Origin of the sequence: Pigmentibacter sp. JX0631 (assembly GCF_029873255.1) — a bacterium.
Lineage (GTDB): Bacteria > Bdellovibrionota_B > Oligoflexia > Silvanigrellales > Silvanigrellaceae > Silvanigrella.
The window spans coordinates 2,325,454-2,348,373 of record NZ_CP123622.1 but is presented as its reverse complement, the minus strand read 5'-3'; the positions used below and the strand labels follow the sequence as shown (position 1 = coordinate 2,348,373).

The window sequence follows — 22,920 nt, the reverse complement described above, 5'->3', positions numbered from 1 at the left end:
CTATCCATGTATTGCTGATGCTATAATTTGTGCAATTGCAAGAGTCATAGCTGCCGTTGTAATGGCAAGTGCAATATTTTTATTAACCACAATTTCATGCCATAAGTTGCCTGGTGTTAATTTATCAAAAATATAAAATGCTATTGCTAAAATAATAACACCTAAAAGTGAAAAAACAACTGCTGAAATAATATATTTCAAATTTATATAATCTAATATAGTTTCCATTTTAAAACCTTTATTTATGATGGTGATCGCTACTGCCAAAATTTGTTGGATTATAAATCAATGGTAATAAAGTATTAATTAATATCTCTCCTTTATTAGATATTTGAAAAAAATTTCCGCAGACAAAAATTGACGATATTATGTAAATATATTTTATCATTTTATTCCTCTAATTATGGGATAAAATTACTATTTTTCCATCTTTTTTCTTCATATCTTAATTCTAATATAAGAAAAATTAAAGGTATTATTGATAGAAAAATAATAGACAATATATAATTTGACCAATTTGTGACATCTCTTAACAGCATTATTTTACATGGTATATCAGTTAAAGCATCGGTTGAGCCTTCTAATATGAAACGATATTTTCCATTAGGAATAGATGAAAAATTTAATGTATTAATTTGCGATCCAGAATCTTCTTCTGAACTGTAATAAATACTATCATAAAAATTATAAATTTTACCATTTTCTTCATTTATTATTTTCCCATTCATATCAAAAAAATTATCATTGACATATGCGGTTAACTTAAGTTCTAAATTTTTATCGCCATCTGTTAGTTCAAATTGTTTAGAAATTTGTGATTTTTCATTAACCCTAGGTAAATGCACAAAAGATTGTTCGAATATTAATTTATTTTTTGCTGTCAAAACAAAGTAAAACTGAAAAAAAGTAACAATAATTAAAAATAAAAACCATAACTTTTTTAACTTTTTCCTTATTTCTCTATATTTATTTACTTGGTTAAGATAAACACCAAATCTATAAGGAATTTTTTTTGCAGGTAAAATTTTTTTTGCAGGTAAAATTTTTTTTACTTCTTTTTTATTTAGATATTCACCATGCAACCAATTTTTTTCGTTACCATTTATTTCACATGTAAGAACATAAGGAGGTGATATGAAGTCTTCAAAATCAAAAGTATCACCAATTTTAACTGGCCAAAAAAAATTGCCATTGATAAATTTAATAACCCCTTTTCCTATATGAAAAAGTTGATATTCTCTTTCAAAATATACTGGAACTTTATTTAAAGAATATTTTTTAGTATTAGGGATTAACTTAATGTCTTTCTTTTCACAAGGAGAAATAAAATTCCAATGCCCATCAAACTCAGTTAGCCAACGATACCCTAAACTTTTATTCTCTAGTAAATATTCACACCAAACGTCCTCTTCACCATCAAACTTTTCAGCTACTTCTAAATATCCTAAAACTTCCCATTTATGATCTTTAATAGTAACTAAACTTCCCAAAGGAATTAATTGTTCTTTGATTGAAATTTTTCTTTCATTTTCTAGTTGTTCTTTAACAGAATTTTTCATTTCATCTTCTTTAGATCTAGAAATTTGACTATTAGAAACCGTTTCTGAGTTTTCCAAAGTTAAATTGTTATTTACAATATTTTTAGATATACATTTGGCACATTTTAATTTTTTAGTTTTTGTACTTATTTTTGTTGGAATATTAGCTAAACAATTATAGCAAGTTACTACTCCTCTTTTTTCTTTCAAAGACCTCTTATTCCTACTTTTCACCAATTCGCCTTAAATATTCGCAAATAATTAAATATAAAGTTGTAGTAAAAAAACTTCTTTTTTATAAAAGTTTTTATTAATAAAAATAAAACAATAGCTTAGTAAATTAACAGAAAGGAAAATGCAAGATATGCTAAACAAATATTTCTTTCAAACTCATCATTAATTTATCATCTTAATTAATTGTAAAATTATTTCTTTCATTGTTTGAGCAAGTGAAATTTATTTTTAAAAAAAATATTTTCCTTTTTCTTCTCCTTTCAACATTGTTTAAAACTTAAGCATTTAGTAAATGCCATGAGATTGACGGAAGCTTTCGACCCCCTTGGGAGACTGAATTCAGTAGATTTATTTTTAATAATAGTCTGTTTCACATTATTCCTATTACTGGTAAAAATCTATACGATGTTCTAAGGTCAAAAACTGTAAATTCCTATCTATGCCCTTAAAAGGACTTGGGATGGGTTTTGAAAAACAAATTAATTGATAATTGGAGTTAATTAAAAATGGGTGCTTGGGAATATGTATTGATCATAGCTATCGGTCTAGCTGTGGCAGCCCTTGCGTTTTTAGGTGTGCATACCATGAATATGCGTGCTTTAGCGCGAGAACTGAAGATAAAACATGAAGAAGCTGAGAAAAGATTGTCTGAAGCCAGACAACAAGCTGAAGAACTTGTAAAAAAGGCTTTAAAAGAAGCCAAAGATGTTGCTATTAACGAAGGAAGAGACTTTGAGCGCATTCAGCGTGAAAAAAACCTTGAAATTAAAAAAATTGAAGCCCGCATTCAAAAACGCGAAGAAACCCTAGATAAAAAAGCACAACAGCTTGACCAAAAAGAAAAAGACTTAAAACAAAAATATGAATTACTAGAAACTGAAGAACAAAAAGTCACTGTAGCATTAAAAAAAGCTGAAGAAAATTTAGAAGATAGTAAACACAAACTAGAGTCCGTTGCTAGATTATCGCTTGAAGAAGCGCGTGAGCAATTAAAAAGAACTATAGAAGTCGAAGTGCGAAAATCAGCTAGTTCTGAAATTCGTGCTGCAGAAGATGAAGCACGAAAAATTGCTGAAGAGAGAGCCAGAGGAATCATAGCAACTTCCATTCAAAGAATCGCTAACGAGTTTGTAACTGACTCAACTGTATCAGTAATAAGCTTACCCACTGATGATATGAAAGGAAGAATAATTGGCCGCGAAGGCAGGAATATCAGAACAATAGAGCAGGCTACTGGAGTAGATCTTATCATCGATGATACTCCTGAAGCAGTTATCATTTCTTGTTTTAATCCCATCAGAAGAGAAATTGCAAAAACAGCTATCGAACGTTTAGTTGCTGATGGGCGTATCCATCCAGCAAGAATTGAAGAAGTAGTGCAAAAAACTCGCAGTGAATTCGAACAAATGATTCGTGAAGCTGGTGAACGTTCCTCTTTTGATTGCGGGATTACAGGATTACATCCTGAAGTAATACAAGCGCTTGGAAAATTAAAATATCTATCAACAGGTGGACAATCTGTTCTCCAACATTCTATTGAAACAGCTCAAATAGCAGGCATTATTGCTGCAGAACTCGATTTAAATGTCCGCTTGGCAAAAAGAGCAGCTTTATTACATGACATTGGCAAAAGTCTAGATGAAGAGGCAGAAGGCAGTCATTCCCATGTAGGTGCTTTATTTTTGCAAAAATATGGAGAATCACAAGAAGTTATTGAAGCCGCAGCTAAACACCACAGTGAAAGTTTACATGGTGTAAATCCAATAACCATCATAGTTCAAACAGCAAATATGTTGAGTAATTTTAGACCAGGTGCACGGAAAGAGTTTTTAGAAAAAGCTATCGATCGCTTAAAAGATATGGAAACCACCGTTGAAGAATTTGATGGCGTTGAACAGGCTTTTGTGATTAAGTCTGGCCGGGAAGTGAGAGCAATGGTCTCTCCTACTGTTATGGATGATGAAGCAGTAACTTTATTAGCTAAAAGTGTCGCTAAAAAGCTACGCAATGATCTTCACCAAGCAAGTAATATTAAAGTAACAATGATTAGAGAGCAGCGGGCAACACATCTTGCAAAGTAAAATAATAGTAAATCATTTTTCGCACGAAAACTTCTATCCTTCTTTAGTTAACTTAACCAAGACTCAAGAGCAAAGCATAAAAATCCTTATGCTTGGAGATGTCCTAGGCCGAGGCGGGAGAAGGATAGTAAAAAAAATATTGCCTGAAATAAAACAAGCAATTCAATTAGATTTTATAACTATTAATGGCGAAAATTTAGCTGGTGGTTTTGGAATAACACATAAAATATATGATGAAATGAAACTTGCAGGCGTAGATGCCTTTACTATGGGAAACCATTGGAAAGATAAATCTGATGTACATATTCTTAGAAAAAAACATCATGATCTTATTCTACCGCAAAATTTAATTGGAATAAGTGATATCGACAAAGTACCTCAGTTTTTTCTTGAGAAGCGAAATAAAACCTTAAACATTATTAATTTAATGGGTAATTTCGCTATGAAAGAAGAATATAAAGATCCTTTTGAATTTCTAAAACATGAAAAAGATAATTTTCAAGATAAGGTAAATTCTGGTTCACATATTGTCATCGCGGATATTCATGCTGAAGCAAGCTCAGAAAAACAAGCAATAGCTTGGTATTATGATGGTATTTTAGCAGCATTGATAGGTACTCACACACACACGCCAACAAGTGATGAAAGAATTACTGAAAATGGAACAGCTTTTTTGACCGATGTTGGAATGACAGGCCCTTACGACAGCGTCATAGGAATGGAAAAAAGCAGAGTTATAAGTAAATTTACTAATCCACAACTCAAGTTACCCTATGAAGTGGCAGAAAAAGATCTTTGGTTTTGTGGATTTTTAGTCGAAATTTGTCCTAAATTAAATAAAACAATTGCTTGCCATAGACTTCAATGCAGAAGTCTTGAAGAAGAAACTTGGTTGGTTAGTAGTATTCTTAAAAATTCACTTTAAATTTTTTTCTAAAATCTACTATTTTTGTCATCTATAATAAAAAGGGGTCTTTTCTTTACTTCATCGTATATTCTGGCAATATATTCACCTAATATACCTATAGAAATTAATTGCACTCCTCCTATAAATAAAATTGTAACCATTATACTTTTCCATCCACGGATAGCATATTCATTAAAATATGAATAAAGCAAAATATAAATTCCATATAAAAAAGAAAAAATAGCAGTTACTGATCCCAAGTAAAAAGAAAATTTTATTGGAAAATGACTAAAACCAATAAATCCATCAAACGCTAACTTAATCATTTTTCTTAATGGATATTTTGTTGTCCCAGCAAATCTTGGATGTCTCTCATAATAAATAGGTGTTTGTTTTAATCCAATCCATGGAATCAATCCTCTGATAAAACGATTTCTCTCTTGCAATGAATTAAAAACATCAACAGCTCTTCTACTTAAAAGACGAAAATCACCAGAGTTTAAAGGTATGTCACAGTTAGTAATTTTTTTTAATAAAATATAAAATAATTTTGCTGTAATGAGTTTGAACCAAGTTTCTCCTTCTCTTGAGATTCTGACCCCATAAACTACATCAAATCCTTGTTCCAAATAATTTAACATTTTTTCCATAATTTCTGGAGGATCTTGCAAATCAGCATCAATAGAAATAATAGCTGCTCCTTTTGCATAATTTAACCCTGCGGTAAGAGCTACTTGGTGTCCAAAATTTTTCGCAAGAGAAATAATAACCACTTTATTTTCTTTATTTAGAGAGTTTAAAGACTCTTGATAAATATTTTGTAACATTGTTAAAGTACTATCAGAACTTCCATCATTAACATATACAATTTCAAAAGAAACTTTTTTTTCATGCTCTAATTTTAACATAGTTTCTAATATTTTTTGATGGGTATGCCTGATTACCAATTCCTCATTATAGCATGGGACAACAATTGAAACAAAAGTCATTTATTCTCCTTTTAAATTATTATTGATAATAAGATCAAAAATAAAGCAAATAATCAACTAAGTGATTTATTTACTAATTCCAAACTTTTTACTCAACTTCAACTCCTTTTTTTAAATCTTTAATTTAATGCAAAAAAATTTAATCAAATTGAGAATATTTCTAAAAACTTTATAAAAAAATTGTATTACTTATCAATAGAATCTATCTTTTCCCAAATAGTAAAATGTAAAATATTTTTGAATTTACTAGTATTTGGTTCTGAATTTTGTGCATATTCTCCCACTTTTTTCCATCCAACAATCTCTGGGTTATCATTATTTAAAGCTAGTATAGTATTTCCAATAATACTATTTTTCAATGAAGGTTCTAAATTATTATAAAAATTTATTAAATCTGGTTTATTTGCAACAACAACATCTAACGGCATTTTTGGAAATAATTTATTTGCAATCCCTTCACACAAAAGCCATTTTCTATAATCAGCAGACAGAGGACAAAGCCACTCTGATCCGACAAAAATAACTCCCTTTTCTCTTGGAATATTTGTAAGATACTTTCTTACTTCACTATTTACATTATCTCTATCCACAATGGCTCTAAAAGGATAAAGTAAACTTTTTCTCCATTCAGAAGTATTAAGAAAAAATAAAATAAGAAAAAAAGGGAAAAGTTTTTGTTCATTAAAAATTAGTTTTTTAAATGGAAGAAGTTTACTATTACTTTTTGTTTCATATAAAAGATAATAAATCCCTATGACAGAAAGTAACCACCATATGGTACCTATTGAAGACACATAATGCACATTAGTTTCCATACTGGGAGAAAGACCAGCTTGAATAAAATAGGGTAAACACGCAAATATTAAACAAACTGCAATAACTCTATATTTATGTGAAAGTAATGCAAAAAAAACAAACGGCCCACAATAAATAAATATTTTTAAGATTGTTTTTAGTTTGTTAATTGTAAATATTTTTGAAATAACTTGCAAAGGGTCAGTAAAAAAAGTTTTTAAAATTCCAATACCATCTCCACCTATTGAAGAATATCGGTTTTGAAAAGGAAAAAAAGGATCTCCTGTTATAAATGGTCCAAAATATCTCTGATATGCACCTACTAATAGAAATCCAGAAAAAAAGATAATTAAAGATAACATTATTTTTAATTTAGTAACTTTATTTTGAATTAAACAGTAAATAATAAAAACAGGAGCAATTGCAAAAAATATTTCGCCACATTGCATTAAAATTAATGAAAGAAGAATAATAATAAAAGGACTTTTTTTCGTAATAATACAATAAAAAATCCAAGGAATTATAAGTAATGTTCCAAAAACCGGTGGATGAGCATCAAACATTAGGGGATTAACATTTAACCAGGCCAACAAAAATAGAATTGTAGTAAGGTATTTCAAGGACTTTAGATTACTATCATTAAAAAGAAATTTTGATATTTTCCAAGCAGCTATAGATCCACCAATATAAGCTAAACCCTGCCAAAGCACAATGGAAATAGAACCATTAAAAAGAAGAGTTAAAGGAGTTGCTGTAAATAGAATTGGTTCCCAGTGTTGCACCAAGTGAGTTATTTCTCTTTCAGATGTTACTCTTAATCCGTCCCCGATAGTTGCATTAGTAATTGTCTGAGCAAACCAAGATAAATCGTATCCAGGAGAAACGTATCTTAAATATGCATGAATACAACCTGCAGTAACAACTAAACAAGTCCACAATGTTAGAAATTTAAAGAAACTTTGTTCTCTTAATTTTTCAAAATAGGTTATTTTTTTATTATTTGTTAAGAGCCAGAAAAAACTAAAAGCAGCTCCAACAATAGATATAGCAAAAGAGTTTGGAACTATTGCAAAAATAACTAGTATTCCTACTATAGCAATTGAAAATTTAAAAAAGGACGAAAACTTGCTAATATTTAAATTAAAAGCTTTATTTTTACTCATGGAGGACTCTCCTACATAAAATAACTCAAACCAAAAGAATCTCACCAGAAATGCCTTTATTAAATGCAAAATTATTCCGATTTATTCAATTTAACACAATTTTTTATTATTTAAATAGGATATCTAAAAAAAATAAATGATTACTTGATCTTAGAATCTTAAAATGCAACCAAGTTTTTTTGCCTAATTAAGTAATATGATTTAATCATAAAAATCTTTAATGTCATTTTGCAGAAGATCTTTCGAAACGGGATCTAAGTAAATAAAATGCCCGCTATTATAGTTAATCATTTTAATATTTTTTATAATTACTTCATCTGAAAGAAAAATTTTTAAGTCAATTACATTTTGATAAAATGGTGTTACAGAATCATAAATTCCATTAGCTATAAATATTTTTAATTCTGAGTTTAAATTTATTAAATTAAGAAAATCATAGTAAAAATTTAAATCAAATATATTGTCGTTTAAAGTATTAAAAGCATTTATATGATGAAAATCCCATATTTTTTCTACATTTTCATTCTTGGTTATAAATTCACTAGCAGAATAATAATGCAACTCAGTATTTAATAAATTATTCCATAAATCAAGCATTTTATTTTGATAAAATAAAAAATCAGAATCATTATCCACTTGTAAAATATCATTAAAAGATATTCTTTTATAATTACTTATTTTTCTACCATCGTAAGCGCTAATAGAATTATTATCTTCTGCCAAAAGCGATGTTAAATGAAAATTAAGTAGATCAAAAAAAGGTCTTTTGTTATAATTTAACTCAGTTAAATCTCTAAATATTTTCGGTAAAATATTTGAATAATTACTTGCTATACTTGCTAAATCCCAATCCATAGGTTGCAATAAATTTATTACTTTTTCTATTTTTTCGGCTAAGTTTTTTTGATAAAAATTTCCATTTTTTAAAATTAAAACAATTTCATCATAAGAACTACTAGATTTAATTAAATTTTTAAGCAGTAAGGCTGTGTCTTTATCAGGATTATTATAAACTAAATTTATAAAATCCTTATAATTATCTCTCCAAAAATTAAGGCATGGGTAATATTTACTTTTTGTAAAATCAATTACTTCTTTCATAAATTCATTGAAAGGTTTATTCATCAATTCTTGAGAAAGTTTTTTGTGATACCAAGCATTTACAGCTATAGTTGGAAACACTCCAACGGGATTCAACCAATTTGAATAGTTTATTAAAGGAGATAAAAGAATTAATCCTTTAACTTTCATATATTTTGTATATAAATTTTTCGCAGAAATAATAGCTCTTATAGAACCATAAGAATCACCCATTAAGTAAATAGGTGATTCTTGTCTTAAATTTTTTTCTTGGAACCGTAATATAAATTCCATCATACTTTTAGCGTCATGATCTACTCCCCAAAAGTTTTTGTTTACATAGGGAGCAATGGCTGATGATAGACCTGTTCCAACAGGACTAACAAAGACCAAATCTGTTTTTTCTAAAATCGAATGCTTATTGTTTACAAGTTTATCTTCTTCTTTGTTTATAGTTTTTGGAGAAAAGGCACTTAATGCTGATAAAAACTGTGTTTGACCTGGCCCCCCATTTAATACAAATGTTATAGGTCTATTTTTTTTTGAATTGTCATTTAAAGAATAAGCTATATAGAAAATTTTTGCATTAGGCTTACCATTTTCACTATCAAGAGTAACAATGTGCCCGACAGAAGTAATGTAATTAAAATTTTTTTTATCACTTATCCACTTATCATTAGCAAAAGTTAAATCTTCAACTCTATCAGTTATATTATCATTCTCATTTTTGCCATATAAAATTGGGTCAAAATAAAAAGAATTATTTTCCGTAATGTCATTTGTGATTCCCCCATTTGGTAAAGAATAAATTGGAGAATTAGTAGCTTGACCAGAAGAATCATTTCTTCCACAACTTGTAAAGTTAATTACAACCAAGAAAATAAAAATTTTCTTTTGATAAGAAAAGCTTATTTTATTCACATGTTAATTCCTCTATACATGCATATTTTATAGTAAAATAAAAAAATTTATTATGCAAAGTATTTAGAACATTAAAATTTAATTTATTTTTAGTTTATTTTTGCAGTTACATTTGTATTATATCCGCTAGCAACAGAAAATTCTTGAGCTGAAATAACTGCACCTGTTACAAGAGAAGTGACTGTTAATCTATATTTACCAGGCAATATCCATAACTTTTTTTGAACATTATTTGAAAGTAACAATTCATTTTCAGAGCCTAGGGTTTCTTTTTTAAATTGTTCAATTTCTTTAATTACTGCTTTTTCTATATTCAAAGGAACCCTAAAATAAACCTCAGTACAGCTTTTAGAAATTGTTGACTTTATTGCAAACTGCCTTGCTATTTCTACTCGTGTTTGGATATCCCAGACACCTCTAACAGTATCTGCATTTATGGCAAATTGCGGTGCATCTCCTAAATCAATTCCAATTTTTCCATTGTTTAGCTTGCAAATACTGTCAATGTTAATTTCCATTTTTTTTGCAAATGCTTGCCCATTTAAATAAATAACTGAAAATTGTTTATTAAATGATGCTGGTATTTCTGTTAAACTCGTTCCACTCATACTAGCAATTTTTGCTGTTTCAACTTTAAAACTAAGCGATGCATCTATTAATTTTATTTGCGCTCTAACTACCGCTCTAGGTTGTAAATTAGCAATATTTAGCTGAATACCGACCAATGATTTTCTGTTTTTATCTAAATCAAAATTATTTTCTAATTCATTTAATGCAGTTTGGGTAATTAGTGAAGTAATTCTTGGCCATAAATATGAAATTGTATCATTATAAAATAAACTTGTATCCGGAGAATAGGCCAAAAAATATGGTAATTCTTGTGAATTTTCTTTTAATAAATTTTTTATTGCATTTGCTATAGTATTTAACTTTACCAAATTATTTTCATTTTCTTTTTGGGTTACTTCTCGATTTAAACTTAAACAAAAATGTGACATATTTACAATTCTTCTATAAGACAAGTATGAACTTTGCGGCAAATAATGTAACATTTTATTCTTTAATATTGATGTTCTTTCTGAGCAATTACTTAAAGATTTTTTTAATATCTCAAATTCATTTTTTATAGAATTAAATGATGAAAACCAACCAAAATCAATTAATGTATCAGCGACATTTTTTGTATATTCATTATACTTACTTTTTGTTACTCTTGAAAATGCGAGTTCGGCTCCCCCTTCAAAAGGTAAAATAGCTGTATTAAGAAAACCATCTTCATCATATTTTGCATCAATATCTTGTTGGGAAAAAAATTGACCTAAAAAAGGAACAAATACTTTACTATTAGCAGTATTTTTTTCTTTTGAAGCATAATAAAATAGAGCCGTTCCTTCATCCATCGGTAATTTAACTTTTCCTTTTGTAATAGAAGATGGAATAATTCCTAATAGACTAGCACCAGAATCTTTAATCAAATTCAATGCTGAATCTTTTGGTTCTTGCCGCCAAACATTTTGCAACTCTTTGAAAGAACCATTTTCAGTTTGTGACATAATAGACTGTTGCAATTTATAACTTTTATTATCTTCTAGACTAAAGTCACCTTTTAAAACAGACAATAAAGGAGACGCCCCGATTCTACTTACAAATTGTAAAATATAGTTTGATGGATAACCTGAGTTCTGATTCTCTACCCCGATACTAGCAACACCGATTGGAATATTTCCTAATTTAATAACATACCAAGAATTATACTTTAAATTAGATGAAATATTATCTGGAACAGGAAAAGATTTTGTATCTTGCGAAGCAATTGCCGTTCCCAACTCAGGTAATGAATTGTTTAGTTCTAAATTTTCATTTTGCGTAAAAATAATAACGATTGCCGTACAGGCGCATACTACACCCAAAATCGATAATATTATAATCTTAACTTGTTTTGACATTGGTTTCCCCATAAGTTTACTTCCGGGTATTCGCCAAAAGCTTTTTAGGCTATTTATTTTATTAGTAATAATATCATGGATCTACTCAAGGTGAAGAAAAAGGCTAGAGAAAATAATTTTACATTTTTAACATGTTTTTTTTGCTCTATTATTATTCATTTATTTTTATTTTTATTATATTATAAAAAAAGTATCAAAAATATTACACCTTCCCCTGTGCCATATAACAATATTGTTCATTTAGAATTCGTAAAGAAAGCAACTGAAATACCAGCCCCCCCTGTCTATTCTTCAAAAGTTCCCCATAAACAAGAATTTCAAAAAAACAAGAAAAATACTTTTGAAGGAAAAAAGAGCTCTTTTATAGAAACAAAAGCAATCCCCGAATTTAAGGAAAAGCAAAATAAAATTGACAATAATGAAATGCTAGATAGTTCCTTATCTCAGCAAATCATACAGGTTAATCCTATAGAAAGCTTAAAATTACCAAAAAATTTGTTGGGAAAAAATATCTTTCCTAAACAATACAAAGTGTATTTCCATTACAAACGAGAAAATAATACAGTAGTTAATATAGCTGTGAATAAATTCGAACCATTAACTGGCAATTTACTTTATGTTGATAAATTGATTGAAAAAGCTTTTTTGAAGGAATTAAGTGATTTAACTATTTCCGAAATATCAGCTTGGCTCCAACAATACCAAAAACATCAATATGCTTCTGAAAATATTGAAAATCCTTCGAAAGACAATTTTTATATAGTCCTTGAGTTTCAAGAACCAAACTGATAATTCAATGGAAAGATGAGAAAAACGACTCCTATAAGATGGGGAATTCTTTACTATGGCTAGTTATGAACAACATTCCACTCCTGAAGACGCTTTGGCACTTAAAAATACAAGAATTTTTATTGCTGGAGACATTATTCTAGACACTTATATTGAGGGAAAAGTATCTAGAATTTCCCCCGAAGCACCAGTACCTGTAGTTTTAGAAACAGGAAGACGCTTCGTTCCAGGAGGTGCTGGAAATGTTGCGGCCAATATTTCCAGCGTCGGCGGAGCGGCTTTTTTGTGTGGAAGAGTTGGAAATGATGCTGAAGCCCATATTCTAAAAGGCATTCTCGAAGACTACAACATTGATACCAATTCTATAATTATCTCAAAAGATGCCCCAACAATAGCTAAAATAAGAGTTGTATCTGGTAGTTTATTAACTTCTGGATCGCAACAAATTGTTCGAATTGATAAAGAAAAATTTGTTGAGCTAGCAAAAAGTGAAGAAGAAAGAGTAGTTAAACTTTATGAAAAATTTTTACTACAAGGTGGCAATCGTTGTTTAATTATTTCTGATTATGGGAAAGGTTTTTTAACAAAATCTTTGATAAAATCATTAATACTATTAAGTAAACAATATCATGTTCCAATAGTTACTGATCCAAAAAGTGAAGATGTTTTTAGATACCATGGTTCAACTGTCATTAAACCTAATTTAAATGAAGGTCGTTCTGTATTAAAAGTTTTAAAACCAGGTTTTGTTGCAAAATCACTCAAAAATGAAATTGAAACTATTGCAGATTGTTACTTAGAAGCAAGCGGGTGTGAAAACCTTGTTATGAGCTTATCTGAAAATGGGGTTATGACAAAAGGTAAAGATATTGAAGGAACTTTAAATTTTGCTACACATGCATTGCAAGTAGCTGATGTTTCAGGTGCTGGAGATACTTTAATTTCTTTTTTAGCTATGAGTTTAGCCGCTCAACTTCCTTTATCTAGAGCTACTGAATTGGGCAATATAGCTGCAGGAATTGCCTGTGGAAAATCAGGAACAGCAACAATTACTCTTGCTGAATTTCTTGATGCAATAAAATCAAGAAACGAAGCAATTCATCCAGAAAAACTTATGCCAATTCATTCTTTATCTTTATTAATTAATGAATTAAAACAACAGCAGAAAAAAACTGTGTTTACTAATGGTTGTTTCGATATTTTGCATGCTGGACATGTTGACTACTTACAAAAAGCAAGAGCTAGAGGAGATCTTCTAGTAGTAGGATTAAATTCTGATAGCAGTGTTTCTAAATTAAAAGGTCCTTCTAGACCCGTCCAAAATGCTAATGATCGTGCAACAATTTTAGCATCGTTAGCTTGTATTGATTATATCGTGATATTTGAAGACGATAATCCTCTTGAATTAATTAAAACTTTGAAACCAGATGTTTTAGTTAAAGGAGCTGATTATAATTTAGAGAACACAATTGGAGCGAAAGAAGTTCTTGAATGGGGAGGAAGTGTTGAGCATATTTCCTTACTACCTGGCAGAAGCACAACTTCTATTATTCAGAAAGCACAATTATCAAGATAGTAACAAAACTTTACTTGCTTCTTTTTTTCTTATATATGGTTTTGTTAAGGAATTAGAATGATTCTTTCAATTAAGAAAATAGTTTTGGATTGTAGAATCATATTAATTAAAAAGATATTGAATTTTAAATTTTACATAATAGGTTAAGGAAATTTATAATGAAAATTATCGCTACAGAAAATGCTCCAAAAGCTATTGGTCCTTATTCACAAGCTATTGTTCTAGGAAATATGGTTTATTGCTCAGGTTCAATACCTTTAAATCCTAACTCTATGAAGGTAGAAGCTAATTCTATTGAAGGACAAACTGAACAAGTTATTAAAAATATGGAAGCAATATTAACACAAGCTGGTTCAGCTTTAGATAAAGTAATAAAAACTACAGTTTTTTTAAAAAGTATGGATGATTTTCAAAAAATGAATGGCGTTTATGAAAGACTTTTTAAAGGCCACGCTCCTGCAAGGTCTACTGTTCAAGTTGCAAAATTACCATTAGATGTCATGGTCGAAATAGAATGTATTGCCACACTATAGTTTGAAAAATTTAAATTAATTTTAAAATGCTTTTAAATTTTCCTATGAATTTCATGTTTATAAAGATTATTCTTCAGCTTTTTTTGACTGACGACTTTAATAAAGTATAAAATACCTCAGCATGCGACAAGAGGAGGTCTCAATGAACATGAAACCCATGCAAAAATCAGCCATAAAGCCTATTCCCTCAGCAAAAAACTTTCAGCATACTGAAAAGTCCTCATTTTTAAAAAGGTTGTTTGGGTTTGAAAGTCAAAAAGTAGTAAATACACTGCGTGCTGAAAACCAAGAATTAATATTAATGAATCAAAGAAATATGGATTCCATTAAAACTCTTTCAGATCAATTAGCAGAATGCCTTAGCTTTCAACAAAATAATATTCAAGTAATAACTGAACGTTTAAAAATTATGGAGAATCTTCCTGCAAAACAAGAAGCACTACATGAAAAAATAATGGATTCATTTGATAGAGCTACATTTTTTATCCAAAATGCTTCCCAAGATCTTGTTCAAGCTAAATCTAATTTCACAAATATTAATCTTGAAACTATAGAAAATTCAGGAATAATTGAAATTGCAGAATTTATGCGCAGTTTTTTAATTAACAATTTATTGTCAAAACAAATCCAAACTATTTTATTTAATATTATTGATGAAAAAATGAATTTAAAAGATGCTGAAGCTCACTGTCTAAAATTGCAAAAAAATATCCAGATAGTAAGTAGTCAAATTTCACAAATTAATTTTAAATTAGAAAAGTATAATTTTAAAATTGAAGATAGTCTTTGGAAAGCATATGCTCCAGAACTACAAACTGCAGAAGTAACGGAGCATTGTTCTCCTGAAGAATTTCAAAGCATTATCAAACTTTCACAAAAAGTGGGTATATTTGATGAAAATGATAAAATTAAATCTTTAGTTATCTCTGAAACTCTCCCTGCTATTTCGGTTTTTAGTAAAGAGAAGTCGAGTTGGGTTGTAAAAAGAAGAGCTAAAGTAGTTGTTTTAAAACCAACCTAATACTATTCTATAAATTCTTGTTTAATTTGTTTTATTGGTGTAGCTCCTAGTTCTTTTAAATTTTCAATCCGTTTAAAAATATTACCACCACCATTTTTAAGTTTATTAAATGCATCACTATACTGTCTTTGTCCAAGGTCAAAAGTTTTTCCTATTTTTTCGAAATCTTCCATAAAACCAACAAATTTATCATATAGTTTCCCCCCTTCTCTAGCTATTTCTAAAGCATTTTTATTTTGATTTTCAAGTTTCCAAATAGAAGCTACAGTTTTAAGACTTGTTAACAATGTAGTAGCTGTAACAAGTGCTATCTTTCTAGACCAAGCAAATTCAGAGAGTTCTTTTTGAAAATGCATAGCAATTAAGTAAGCATTTTCTATTGGGATAAATAAAAAAACAAATTCGGGTGTTTTGAGTTCTTTTAACTCTGTATAAGGTTTTTCAGATAAAAGAATAATATGTTTCTTTATTGAATAAATGTGTTCATCAATTGCTTTTTTTCTTTCAATTTCATCTGTCGACGATCTATATTTTTCATATGCTTTTAATGATACTTTTGCATCTATTATGATATGTTTATTTTCTGGTAAATGAATAATTACATCTGGCCTATACTTATCCCCTTCTGAATCAGTAAAAGAGGTTTGGGTAGTGTATTCAAATTCTTTTCTTAATCCAGAAATTTCTAAAGTCTTTTCTAAAATAAATTCACCCCAATCACCTTGAAATTTTGAATCGCCTTTTAGTGCTTGAGTTAACGATCTAGTTTCATCAGACATTTGTTGATTTAGTTTCACTAAACTTTCTATTTCAAACTTCAAAGAGTTTCTATCATTAAGTTCATTTATATATTTTAGTTCAATACTCTTCTCAAAATTTATTAATTTTTCTTTAAACGGATGAAGCAAATTACTAAAATTTTTTTCTGCCATTTCATTTATAGTTTTTGTTTTCTGTTCTAATATTGAATTTGCTAAATTCTCAAATTCATGCTTAAAATTTATTTTTATAAAATTAAAGTAATCTTTTTGGTTATTTAATTCCTTTTGAAAAAAGTTATTTTCTGATTCTAGTGAATTTAATTTTAGCTTATATTCTAAAATTAAATTTTCTTGTTTTGTTAATTTATTACTTAATTCTGAATTTTTTTCTTTCAACGAATTTAGCTCATCGGTTTGCTCGTAATTTTCTTCGATCAATTTATTACATTTTACAGAATACTCCGAAACTATTTTTTTATATTTTATTATATAAATAACAATAAATAGGAAAAATAAAGAAATTATTAGGAAATATATTATCATTATTTAACTCCAAATAACTCAAAAATAAATTAATGCTTAAAAATATAGAATATGTAAATTTTATTAACCTATTTCTTTTTTTGCAATCAATTTCTATATATAATTAATATAGTCGAGGGATAAAATGTTGAGTTTTAATAAATCATTAATTTGCTTATCACTTTTTATAAATATAAATATTTATGCAAACTACTATAATGAAAAAACAGCAGCTGAAAAATTATTGAATGAATTTAATACTAACTTCTATCAAAATGCGTTTGAAAATTTAAAAAAAATAAAAGTTAATGCAATATCACCTTCTTCTCCTTTAGAAACAGAGAAATTGCTAGAATTAAAAAAATTTAATTTTTTATACTTCAACAAAAATTTAAATTTCAATTCTAGTATACCTTACTTAGCAAGCACTGATCTTGAAAGGTTTAATGAGATAAAAGAAGCAATAAATAATGAAAATAAAATTATTTGGGCAACTCGTGGGGGTTATGGATCTTCAAGATTATTTCCATTTTTAAAAAAATTAGAAAAATCTAAAAATCGGAAGATCTTTATTGGATATAGTGATGTTACTTTTCTTCATCTATTTTTTAATCAAAACTGGAATTGGATTACAATACACGGCTCTACTCTAGGAGAACTTTTAGAAAATAGTAAAGATAAAAAGAATTTTATTTTGCTTGATAAATTAATCAATTGTAAGAAAGGGGAATTGTCCTACAGTAATATTAAGCTAGAAAATAATTTAGCAAGAAATTCAAACATTTTAAAAGGTCTAACTACCGGTGGAAACTTAGAAATTATACTAAGCAGCATTGGAACACAGTGGCAAATTAAAACAGATGATAAAATTGTTTTCCTAGAAGAAACTAACGTAAAAGGATACTCATTAGACAGAGCATTCACGCATCTCTTACAATCTAATATTTTCAAAAATGCTAAAGCAATAGTATTGGGTGAATTTATAGGTAACGATGATTCAGTAAACTTTGCTCTTAAGCGGTTTACTGAAGAAGTACAAATTCCAGTTTTTAAATTAGATACTTTTGGTCATGGAAAAAAAAACTACCCAATACTTTTAAATACACTTGCAACTATAGATTCTAAATTAAATAAAATAACGTTTGAGTTTGATAAAAGTTATTTTATTTTTACAGATAGTGCAAAACAATATGCACAGCGTGATTAGTTGACATCCTCTCGCTCCTAAAGAAGCGAGGGTTACTAGATTCAAAATAAATTATGAAGGGTTTTGGGACTTTTGTCCACCTTTATCATCGGCTCCTTTGCCTTTATCATCGGCTCCTTTGCCTTTATCATCGGCTCCTTTGCCTTTATCATCGCCACCTTTGCCTTTATCATCAGCGCCTTTGCCTTTATCTCCAGCTTTACCAGGCCCACCTCCTTGTTGACCACCACCCGAACCTCCTCCTGATCCGCCTTTACCTCCTCCACCTTGGCCGCCTCCGCCGCCTCCTCCAGAACCTCCCTTACCACCGCCGCCGCCGCCAGAACCGCCACCGCCACTGCCTGAAGCTGCCAAAACAGACAGATGTGCTAAGGTAAAAAGAATCATAGCAAGAATTGCAAAAGCAGAACGAAACTTCATCTAACACCCCCTTGTTAAGTAAACAAAATTATTATCGCACAATTATTTTTTTCGAAACTATCCTTTTTTTCATGTCAATTTGCATATCGGTAATTATTTTATCAATATTTTTTTTGGTCATATGTGGCAATGTTATTATGTGAGCTATATTTTTATAGGGGGCTATAGACCATTTTTTAATTAAAGAATCATTTGGCCTTGGAAATACTACTATTGGAGAAAATTTATTAACCCAAGCATGAATTCCAATTTTCAACATTTTGCGAACGGCATATTCAGCTAATTTAAGACAATTTTTAACTAATTTACGAAAATCATCCTTTGACTTTTGTTGGATAGCAACCCATAATATTAGCGAAGATATCCCCTCTCGAGATCCAAGTAAAGTTGTGTCACTTGCTCTTAAATAATCTATACTTTTTTCAATTCTTTTTTTTAATTCTAAATGAGTTAAAAAAATCCCACATGGTATTGGTGATCCAATAAATTTATGCCCACTAATTGATAAACTATCTATTTTATCTAAAGCTATATTTAAATGATTTTCACAAAAAGGTAAAATAAAACCATGCAAAGCAGCATCACAATGAATGTAGTATTTTTTAATCTTATGCTTTTGAAGAATATTTTTAATAATCTCTAATTTATCTATTGCTCCTGTTATTGTTGTACCAATATTTAAAACTACAATTATTGGTATTTTTTTAAATTTAGTAATATTTTTTTCAAAATCTAAATAATCAATTTCTCCATTTTCTTGAGCTGAAATAATAGAAAATTGACTCCGGGTAACTGCTACCGCTTTCATGATGCTATAGTGGCTGTGAGAGCTAAACAAAACTATTCCATTTTGAAATTTTGTTCTAGCCAAATGAATTGCAAATAAATTACCCTCAGTACCTCCTGAAGTAATATATCCCCAATAGTCATTTTTTTTATTATAAAGTTCTGAAAAATATTTCACAACTTCAGCTTCATATTTTAATGTATTTAAAGGATAGTTCGAATCTTGAAAAGAATCTCCAACATTATTAATTGACAGTTTAAAAAATTTATTTAATTCTTTGTAGCTAAATTTTTGATTTTCTGGATATCCTGAAATTAAATTCTTTTTTTCTAGCAAATTACTATATTCATTAATTAGCAAGTTTTGGTAAGGTTGAATCACTTTTTGAGTCATACAGATCCCCCAATATATTCTATTTTAATTTTTTTTTATACTATATAATTCTCAGGAAATGTCAATATTTTTATAATTAAAATAAATACATTGCAGTATAAAAACTCCCCTTTTATAAAATTTATAAAAGGGGAGTTTGCAAAAAGCAAGTGATGTAATTTTCTTAAATTGACCACATGAATAGTAAGTTTAATGATCTTTCATAATAAGTAAGATCTGCACTTAGTGCTTCATATTTTTGTTCCATTGTATGAACATTAAATGTTGCATTTGCACCCATACTAAAGAGATTTCCAAATCTATATAATCCCATTAGATTTACGCCATATATGTAGTGATTAGAAACACTTGTTTTAGTTTTAATATCACCGATAATTAAATCTCTTTTATATTCATATTCATCTCTAAAGCTTGTACCAATTCCGGCCAAGCCAATAACAGAAAAGCTGTCGTTAATATTATATTTTATGCCGCCATTTGCAGTTATAGTAGAATATGAATATTTAACGTCAACCCTTCCGTCGTTGTAATAATCACCAGTAACGTAGGCACCTTCTAATGCTAAACCTGCAACAGGTTTTATTTTTGTTTTTGTTTGAAAGGTGTATAATGCACCAACTGTCAGATTACCTCCAGATAAATTTGGACTTCTTCCAAAAACATCTTTATCTTTTAGAGTCATCAATCTATATCCTGTATATCCATAAATATCTAAATTTATTTTTTGGGATTCTTTTTTTTCGGATTCATCTGCTCTCGCAGTTAACGAAAAAATTAAAAAACTAATTATTACAGATAAGTATAATTTAAACACACAAACTCCTTCATAAATAAAAAAAGAGTGTATTATCTAAGTTATTTTTTATTTTTCCACAATCATTTTTTTTGATTTTTTTTATATTTTTTATTTAATAAAATCATGGTTTTATATATTATATAAAATATAATTTTATCAATATTTTAATAATAATTATAAAAAAACTAAGTAATTAAAAACAATTAACGCATTAATTTATTAATTACTTATCGGACTAATTCGTTATTTTTATTCTTTTTCTATCTCTTCTTGAATAATTAAAAATTATGTAACAATTATTCATAAAATCAGAATTGTAATTTTTAAACTTCTAAAGTATATTCAAAGTCAAAATTATACAAAGGAAAAACAATGAAAAAAATATCTTATTTTTTACTAAAAATATTATTAATTAATTCTGTTAACATTAATTATGCATTCCCCTTAATAGACGCAACACAGTTTCAAAATATAGAGAAAAATACTGAAATATATAAACCAATTTTTGGAAGAAATGGGATAGTTGTTAGTGAAGAAGAAATGGCTTCAAAAATAGGCGTAGAAATTCTTCGTCAAGGAGGAAATGCAATTGATGCAGCTGTAGCTGTAGGATTTGCTTTAGCTGTAACTTTTCCAGAGGCTGGAAATATTGGTGGGGGAGGTTTTATGATGATTTGGCTAAATAAAGAAAAAAAAGCCATAAACATTAATTATCGTGAAAAAGCACCCTTTTTAGCCACTAAAAACATGTTTTTAAAAGCCAATGGTAATATTGATAATGATAAATTAGATAAAAGTTATTTATCAACTGGTGTTCCTGGAACAGTTATGGGTCTAACTTATGCTTTAAAAAAATATGGAAAACTTCCACTAGATAAAGTTATAAAACCTGCAATTGACCTTGCTGAAAATGGCTTTATTGTTTCTCATGCTTTATCGCAATCTTTAATCGATTCAGAAAAACTTCTTTCAACTAGCAATGAAACAAAAAAAATATTTTTTAACAATGGAAAACCTATAAAAGTAGGAGATAATTTAATTCAACATGATCTGGCAAAAACGTTGAAAATAATTTCTGAATTAGGAAGTGATGGATTTTATAAAGGAGAAATAGCAAAAAAAATAGTAGATGATATGAAAGCAAATGGAGGAATTATATCTCTTGAAGACTTATCAAATTACAATGTGGAAGAACAAACACCAATTCATGGAAAGTATAAAAATTATAACATTTATTCAGTTCCTCCTCCTAGCTCAGGCGGAGTGACCATCATTGAAATGTTAAATATCCTGGAAAACTTTGACTTAAAAAAATACCCTTTAAATAGTGCGAAATATTTTCATTTAATGAATGAAATAATGAGTTATGCATATTTTGATAGAAATAATAAACTTGGTGATCCTAATTTTGTAAAAAATCCATTAGACTTATTAACAAATAAAGAATATTCAAAACTATTAGCTAAGAAAATAAACCTCTCAACACATACACCTTCAAGCAAAATAGAAAGTTCTAAAAATTCTAAAAAAGAAGAGATAAATACTACTCATTTTTCAATTATAGATAGCGAAGGAAATATGGTTTCTAATACTTACACTTTAAACTTTTCATTTGGAAATGGAAAAGTAGTTAAAGGAGCTGGTTTTATACTTAATAATGAAATGGGAGACTTTACTGCAAAAATTGGAAGTGCAAATTCATATGGGTTAGTGCAAGGTGAGAAAAATATTATTGCTCCACAAAAAAGACCTTTAAGCTCAATGAGTCCAACAATTTTATTAAACGACAAATCTGAGCCTATTTTGGTTGTAGGTGCTCCAGGCGGAAGCAGAATAATTTCCCAAGTTTTTAATTTTCTAGTCAGATATATTGATTATCATAAAAATATTGCTACATGTATTGCAACTCCCAAATTTCATAATCAATTATGGCCGGACATTTTTTTCTATGAAGAGGGGACTAGCCCAGATACATTAGAAAAAATGGTAAAAATGGGTCATAAAATTAAATTAAGTGAACCATTTGGTTCCTTGCAAGCTGCAGAAGTAAAAGAATTAAATAAACAATACTTTGGATTTACTGATCCACGAACAGAAGGTGGCGCAGCTATTGGTTTTTTCCAGTAACTGCGCCTGTTCTTTAAACATCCTCTAATGTTTACTCAATTAATTAGAATGCAAGTAAAAAAACAAAGAAATAAAAAATAAAATTAAAATAAAAAATGTTCTGATATTCATACAATTTCCTCTGCATTTACTAAAAATATGAATTTTTACTAACAATATATTTAATTACTTTTTTTTCATTTGAAGATTTTTCTATCTTTTTATCTTCTATTGGTTTTAGTAAACTTGTATTTGTTAAAATAAATATCCCACATGCAGAAATTGCAATAGAAACTTTGATGATTGTATATATATTCATGGTATCACCTACTTTATATATATAAGAATTCTGGAT

The 22,920-nt window shown here is 28.6% G+C and carries 19 protein-coding genes; 8 read left to right on the top strand and 11 right to left on the bottom strand.

What is annotated here, in order from left to right:
* Entirely contained in the window at positions 1-228 is a 228-nt protein-coding gene (locus QEJ31_RS10305) for a DUF350 domain-containing protein (protein WP_280589886.1), read from the bottom strand.
* A gap of 173 nt (positions 229-401) precedes the next feature.
* Positions 402-1,748 carry a DUF4178 domain-containing protein gene (locus tag QEJ31_RS10300; RefSeq protein WP_280589884.1) on the bottom strand — a complete coding sequence of 449 codons (1,347 nt, stop codon included), beginning with the start codon at positions 1,746-1,748 and terminating at the stop codon, positions 402-404.
* Between the two features lie 530 nt (positions 1,749-2,278).
* Here QEJ31_RS10300 and rny point away from each other — a divergent pair.
* The gene (rny, locus tag QEJ31_RS10295) at positions 2,279-3,853 is read left to right on the top strand and encodes a ribonuclease Y (RefSeq protein ID WP_280589883.1); all 1,575 of its coding nucleotides are present in this window, start codon (positions 2,279-2,281) and stop codon (positions 3,851-3,853) included.
* Positions 3,843-4,778 carry a TIGR00282 family metallophosphoesterase gene (locus tag QEJ31_RS10290; RefSeq protein WP_280589882.1) on the top strand — a complete coding sequence of 312 codons (936 nt, stop codon included), beginning with the start codon at positions 3,843-3,845 and terminating at the stop codon, positions 4,776-4,778. Before rny ends, QEJ31_RS10290 begins: the two co-directional genes overlap by 11 nt.
* 8 nt (positions 4,779-4,786) lie before the next feature.
* Here the strand turns inward: QEJ31_RS10290 and QEJ31_RS10285 are convergent, their stop codons facing one another.
* The 4 genes from QEJ31_RS10285 to QEJ31_RS10270 form a co-directional block, all read right to left on the bottom strand.
* The gene (locus QEJ31_RS10285) at positions 4,787-5,749 is read right to left on the bottom strand and encodes a glycosyltransferase family 2 protein (RefSeq protein ID WP_280589880.1); all 963 of its coding nucleotides are present in this window, start codon (positions 5,747-5,749) and stop codon (positions 4,787-4,789) included.
* A 185-nt stretch (positions 5,750-5,934) separates the two neighbouring features.
* Positions 5,935-7,707, bottom strand: a complete 1,773-nt coding sequence (locus tag QEJ31_RS10280) for a DUF2079 domain-containing protein (protein WP_280589879.1) — start codon at positions 7,705-7,707, stop codon at positions 5,935-5,937.
* 201 nt (positions 7,708-7,908) lie between these two features.
* Positions 7,909-9,708: a hypothetical protein gene (locus QEJ31_RS10275; protein ID WP_280589878.1), complete on the bottom strand. Its 1,800-nt coding sequence runs from the start codon at positions 9,706-9,708 to the stop codon at positions 7,909-7,911.
* Positions 9,709-9,797: 89 nt separating this feature from the next.
* Positions 9,798-11,654, bottom strand: coding sequence for a hypothetical protein (locus tag QEJ31_RS10270; RefSeq protein ID WP_280589875.1), 1,857 nt, complete (start codon positions 11,652-11,654; stop codon positions 9,798-9,800).
* A 90-nt stretch (positions 11,655-11,744) separates the two neighbouring features.
* Between QEJ31_RS10270 and QEJ31_RS10265 the strand changes: the two genes are divergently transcribed.
* The 4 genes from QEJ31_RS10265 (at position 11,745) to QEJ31_RS10250 (ending at position 15,573) form a co-directional block, all read left to right on the top strand.
* The gene (locus QEJ31_RS10265; protein WP_280589873.1) at positions 11,745-12,443 is read left to right on the top strand and encodes a hypothetical protein; all 699 of its coding nucleotides are present in this window, start codon (positions 11,745-11,747) and stop codon (positions 12,441-12,443) included.
* Between the two features lie 55 nt (positions 12,444-12,498).
* A complete protein-coding gene (rfaE2, locus tag QEJ31_RS10260) occupies positions 12,499-14,019 on the top strand; it encodes a D-glycero-beta-D-manno-heptose 1-phosphate adenylyltransferase (RefSeq protein WP_280589857.1) in 1,521 nt (506 codons plus the stop codon).
* A gap of 158 nt (positions 14,020-14,177) precedes the next feature.
* Positions 14,178-14,552: a RidA family protein gene (locus tag QEJ31_RS10255; RefSeq protein ID WP_280589855.1), complete on the top strand. Its 375-nt coding sequence runs from the start codon at positions 14,178-14,180 to the stop codon at positions 14,550-14,552.
* Positions 14,553-14,694: 142 nt separating this feature from the next.
* Positions 14,695-15,573: a hypothetical protein gene (locus QEJ31_RS10250; RefSeq protein ID WP_280589853.1), complete on the top strand. Its 879-nt coding sequence runs from the start codon at positions 14,695-14,697 to the stop codon at positions 15,571-15,573.
* Between the two features lie 2 nt (positions 15,574-15,575).
* On the opposite strand, the gene QEJ31_RS10245 is transcribed toward QEJ31_RS10250, so the two are convergent.
* Positions 15,576-16,877 carry a DNA recombination protein RmuC gene (locus tag QEJ31_RS10245; RefSeq protein ID WP_280589851.1) on the bottom strand — a complete coding sequence of 434 codons (1,302 nt, stop codon included), beginning with the start codon at positions 16,875-16,877 and terminating at the stop codon, positions 15,576-15,578.
* A 124-nt stretch (positions 16,878-17,001) separates the two neighbouring features.
* Between QEJ31_RS10245 and QEJ31_RS10240 the strand changes: the two genes are divergently transcribed.
* Positions 17,002-18,063: an LD-carboxypeptidase gene (locus tag QEJ31_RS10240; protein ID WP_280589850.1), complete on the top strand. Its 1,062-nt coding sequence runs from the start codon at positions 17,002-17,004 to the stop codon at positions 18,061-18,063.
* Positions 18,064-18,114: 51 nt separating this feature from the next.
* On the opposite strand, the gene QEJ31_RS10235 is transcribed toward QEJ31_RS10240, so the two are convergent.
* From QEJ31_RS10235 to QEJ31_RS10225, 3 genes are all read right to left on the bottom strand, one after another.
* The gene (locus QEJ31_RS10235; protein WP_280589848.1) at positions 18,115-18,483 is read right to left on the bottom strand and encodes a hypothetical protein; all 369 of its coding nucleotides are present in this window, start codon (positions 18,481-18,483) and stop codon (positions 18,115-18,117) included.
* Positions 18,484-18,514: 31 nt separating this feature from the next.
* Complete coding sequence (locus QEJ31_RS10230; protein WP_280589846.1) at positions 18,515-19,663, bottom strand: histidine decarboxylase; 1,149 nt, start codon at positions 19,661-19,663, stop codon at positions 18,515-18,517.
* A gap of 163 nt (positions 19,664-19,826) precedes the next feature.
* Positions 19,827-20,477 (bottom strand): transporter, encoded by a 651-nt coding sequence (locus QEJ31_RS10225; RefSeq protein WP_280589844.1) that lies wholly within the window; start codon positions 20,475-20,477, stop codon positions 19,827-19,829.
* Positions 20,478-20,831: 354 nt separating this feature from the next.
* Here QEJ31_RS10225 and ggt point away from each other — a divergent pair, with 354 nt between their 5' ends.
* Positions 20,832-22,586, top strand: a complete 1,755-nt coding sequence (ggt, locus tag QEJ31_RS10220) for a gamma-glutamyltransferase (RefSeq protein ID WP_280589842.1) — start codon at positions 20,832-20,834, stop codon at positions 22,584-22,586.
* A gap of 130 nt (positions 22,587-22,716) precedes the next feature.
* On the opposite strand, the gene QEJ31_RS10215 is transcribed toward ggt, so the two are convergent.
* A complete protein-coding gene (locus tag QEJ31_RS10215) occupies positions 22,717-22,884 on the bottom strand; it encodes a hypothetical protein (protein WP_280589840.1) in 168 nt (55 codons plus the stop codon).
* Between the last annotated feature and the right edge of the window lie 36 nt (positions 22,885-22,920).